Source organism: Allochromatium palmeri (assembly GCF_009720725.1).
Lineage (GTDB): Bacteria > Pseudomonadota > Gammaproteobacteria > Chromatiales > Chromatiaceae > Thermochromatium > Thermochromatium palmeri.
In genome coordinates, this window is the sequence record NZ_WNKT01000101.1 from 1 (window position 1) to 3,494 (window position 3,494).

4 protein-coding genes and 1 pseudogene are annotated in these 3,494 nt (G+C 58.5%); all 5 read right to left on the reverse strand.

The genetic code is table 11. From position 1 onward, the window contains the following. Positions 1–196 precede the first annotated feature (196 nt). On the reverse strand, positions 197–1,282 hold the full coding sequence (gmd, locus tag GJ668_RS19455) for a GDP-mannose 4,6-dehydratase (protein ID WP_155451738.1): 1,086 nt from the start codon (positions 1,280–1,282) through the stop codon (positions 197–199). A gap of 19 nt (positions 1,283–1,301) precedes the next feature. Then, on the reverse strand, positions 1,302–2,282 hold the full coding sequence (gene fcl / locus GJ668_RS19460) for a GDP-L-fucose synthase (RefSeq protein WP_155451739.1): 981 nt from the start codon (positions 2,280–2,282) through the stop codon (positions 1,302–1,304). An 88-nt stretch (positions 2,283–2,370) separates the two neighbouring features. Continuing rightward, positions 2,371–2,607, reverse strand: coding sequence for a DUF2442 domain-containing protein (locus GJ668_RS19465; RefSeq protein WP_155451740.1), 237 nt, complete (start codon positions 2,605–2,607; stop codon positions 2,371–2,373). 10 nt (positions 2,608–2,617) lie between these two features. Further along, a complete protein-coding gene (locus GJ668_RS19470; protein WP_155451741.1) occupies positions 2,618–2,887 on the reverse strand; it encodes a DUF4160 domain-containing protein in 270 nt (89 codons plus the stop codon). Between the two features lie 117 nt (positions 2,888–3,004). Then, positions 3,005–3,217: pseudogene (locus GJ668_RS20830) on the reverse strand (NAD-dependent epimerase/dehydratase family protein); the annotation flags it as partial. Between the last annotated feature and the right edge of the window lie 277 nt (positions 3,218–3,494).

A 3,494-nucleotide genomic window follows, 5' to 3' on the forward strand; every position in this document is an offset into this window, starting at 1 on the left:
GGCAGAATCGTCATTGAATTCGACTACAACCGTCGATTTCTGGGGCTGGTCACAGGTTTATGAAACATCCGGGTTAGTGACCAAAGGACACTCTCCTGGGACTTGGTACGCGCATTAGTGGTCTTTTTTACACGATCGTCGCGGATGACAGGCGCGACTGTTCCTGATGCTTCAAGAACCATCGCGCCCGTCTCGTTCACTCATGCCGCGCGAGCACCGGATAGCCCTGGGCCTGACAGAGGGCATCGCGTTCGGCTTCCTTGAGATCCTCGCGCATCATTTCTTCGACCAGTTCCTCGAAGCCGATGCGCGGGATCCAGCCGAGTTGTTCGCGCGCCTTGGTCGGGTCGCCGAGCAGGGTTTCGACCTCGGTGGGACGGAAGTAGCGCGGGTCGACGGCGACCCGGCAGACGCCGGTGGCGGCATCATAGCCTTTTTCCTCGACGCCCTCCCCTTCCCAGCGCAGGTGGAGGCCGACGGACTCGGCGGCGTGGGTGACGAAGTCGCGCACTGAGTATTGGCGGCCGGTGGCGATGACGAAGTCTTCGGGCTGCTCCTGCTGGAGCATCAGCCATTGCATTTCGACATAGTCGCGGGCGTGGCCCCAGTCGCGTTTGGCGTCGAGGTTGCCCAGATACAGGCGTTCCTGCATGCCGAGTTTGATGCGGGCCAGGGCGCGGGTGATCTTGCGGGTGACGAAGGTCTCGCCGCGACGCGGTCCCTCGTGGTTGAACAGGATGCCGTTGCAGGCATAGATGCCATAGGCTTCACGGTAGTTGACCGTGATCCAGTAGGCGTAGAGCTTGGCGACGGCATAGGGTGAGCGCGGGTAGAAGGGGGTGGTTTCACGCTGGGGGACTTCCTGGACCAGGCCGTAGAGTTCGGAGGTCGAGGCCTGGTAGAAGCGGGTCTTCTGTTCTAGTCCGAGGATGCGGATGGCTTCGAGCAGGCGCAGGGCGCCGAGGGCGTCGGAGTTGGCGGTGTATTCCGGCTCTTCGAAGGAGACAGCGACATGGCTCTGGGCGGCGAGGTTATAGAGTTCGTCGGGCTGCACCTGTTGCATGATGCGGATGAGGCTGGACGAATCGGTCAGGTCGCCGTGGTGGAGGATGAAGCGCCGGTCGGCGGCGTGCGGATCCTGGTAGAGATGGTCGATGCGGTCAGTGTTGAACAGCGAGCTGCGGCGTTTGAGGCCGTGGACTTCGTAGCCTTTTTCCAACAGGAGTTCGGCGAGATAGCTGCCGTCCTGGCCGGTGATGCCGGTGATGAGGGCTTTTTTCATGGGTCGTGTGTCCTTGGGGTCAAAGGCGGATCTGTCCCTGATGCTCCAGGAACCAGTGGTAAGTTTGACGAATGCCGTCGGTTAGGTCGATGGCGGCGGTCCAGCCGAGGTCGCGCAGGCGGGTGACGTCGAGCAGTTTGCGCGGGGTGCCGTCGGGTTTGCTCGGGTCGAAGACGAGTTGGCCTTGGAAGCCGACGACTTCGGCGACCATGTGCGCGAGTTCGGCGATGGTGACGTCGACGCCGGTGCCGACGTTGAGGTGTGAGCAGCGCGGGTCGACTTGGGTGCGCCAGGTGTCGGGGTCGAGGTCCATAACGTGCAGGCAGGCGGCGGCCATGTCGTCGACGTGGAGGAATTCGCGCCGCGGGGTGCCGCTGCCCCAGACAGTGACGCTGGGGGCGGCGTCGAGTTTGGCTTGGTGGAACTTGCGGATCAGGGCGGGCAGGACGTGGCTGTTGGCCAGGTCGAAGTTGTCGCCGGGGCCGTAGAGGTTGGTCGGCATGACGCTGCGGAAGTCGGTGCCGTATTGGCGGTTGTAGGATTCGCAGAGTTTGATGCCGGCGATCTTGGCGATGGCGTAGGCTTCGTTGGTCGGTTCGAGCGGGCCGGTGAGGAGCGCGGTCTCGGGCATCGGCTGGGGGGCGAGGCGCGGGTAGATGCAGGAGCTGCCGAGGAACAGCAGGCGTTCGACGCCGTGACGCCAGGCTGCCTGGATGATGTTGGCTTCGATCAGGAGGTTCTGGTAGAGGAATTCGGCCGGGTAGGTGTCGTTGGCGTGGATGCCGCCGACCTTGGCGGCGGCCAGGTAGACCTGGGTGGGGCGTTGGTCGGCGAAGAAGGTCTCGACGGCGGTCTGGTCGGTCAGGTCCAGTTCGGCGTGGGTGCGGGTGATGAGCTGGGTATAGCCGGCGCGTTCGAGGGCGCGCACCAGGGCCGCGCCGACCATGCCGCGATGGCCGGCGATGTAGATGCTTGGGCTGAGATCTTGCGCGTTTAGCATGGGCAAGTGATGGCTCCTCTAATCATTCGGTACGCAACATAATAGAAAAAATTCAAGCTTGGCCCCTTTCCTTTCTGTTTTCCATGACTCAGGCCGGCACTGAAAGTTCGTAAAGCGTTTCTGGATCAATATCAACATTACCCGGCCATGCCACCGTGCCATTTTCCACAAAAGCCGCCTGGAATGTATTGTCAGATTTCAGCTTGACCCAAGGCTTCTGATCAATATAAGGCATCATATCGAATAAGCGCCGTTCCCCGTTATCAAACTCCAGAATCAGTGCAAAATCATGACAGGTTTGTACATGAACGACATCCAGCAGCATGGCGCATCTCCTATTTCAGGGGGTCAATGCGAAAAAGCTCTACACCTTCTTTGGCAAGCTCCCAATCAGCTAATAATTCTTCACGATGAAGATCCACCCAAACCTGAACCATACGCAGTTGTTTCGGAGGCAACTCACCTGCCAGCAATGTCGCATCATCAATGGATATTGAAGCACGATAACCCTGGTAGCGAACATGGATATGCGGCAGGTGATGTTTTTCTTTGATCTCGAAAAACATCGAAATAATAATGCCATAGAACATACTGATTGTAGGCATGGTGCACTCCAAGTCGTTGGCTGAACGATCTTATCCTGACTTTACCGATCCGGTGAGCTTCATTCAGTGAATTTTGGTGCGTTGCTGAACGCCATCAGGTACTTTGATCAAGGCGTCAAGCAGGAGGTTCTGGTCGAGGAATTCGGTCGGGTAGGTGTCATTGGCGTGGATGCCGCCGACCTTGGCGGCGGCCAGGTAGACCTGGGTGGGGCGCTGGTCGGCGAAGAAGGTCTCGACGGCGGCCTGGTCGGTCAGGTCCAGTTCGGCGTGGGTGCGGGTGATGAGGTGGGTGTGGCCGGCTGTCAGGTTCCGGGCGATTGTTAGGATCAACCACGAACAGTTCCGCTTGGGTTCTATGCCAGTTGAACAGTGCCTGCACCGTTCTGATATGCCCGAGATTGCGTTGAGGAATGTGCTGATTATAGAGCACGGCGTAGCGCTGCAAGGTGCTTTTGGGGCCTTGATCATCCAGTGTTCTGCCTGCTTTGGCTAGCTGTTGCGTCCCGTGTGATTATGTACCGCGAAGGAGTTAAGTACTTTCATTAAAAAAATTAAACAGATGAAAACGCAATTTTATATTCAGATCCATAACCATCAATAATTTCAC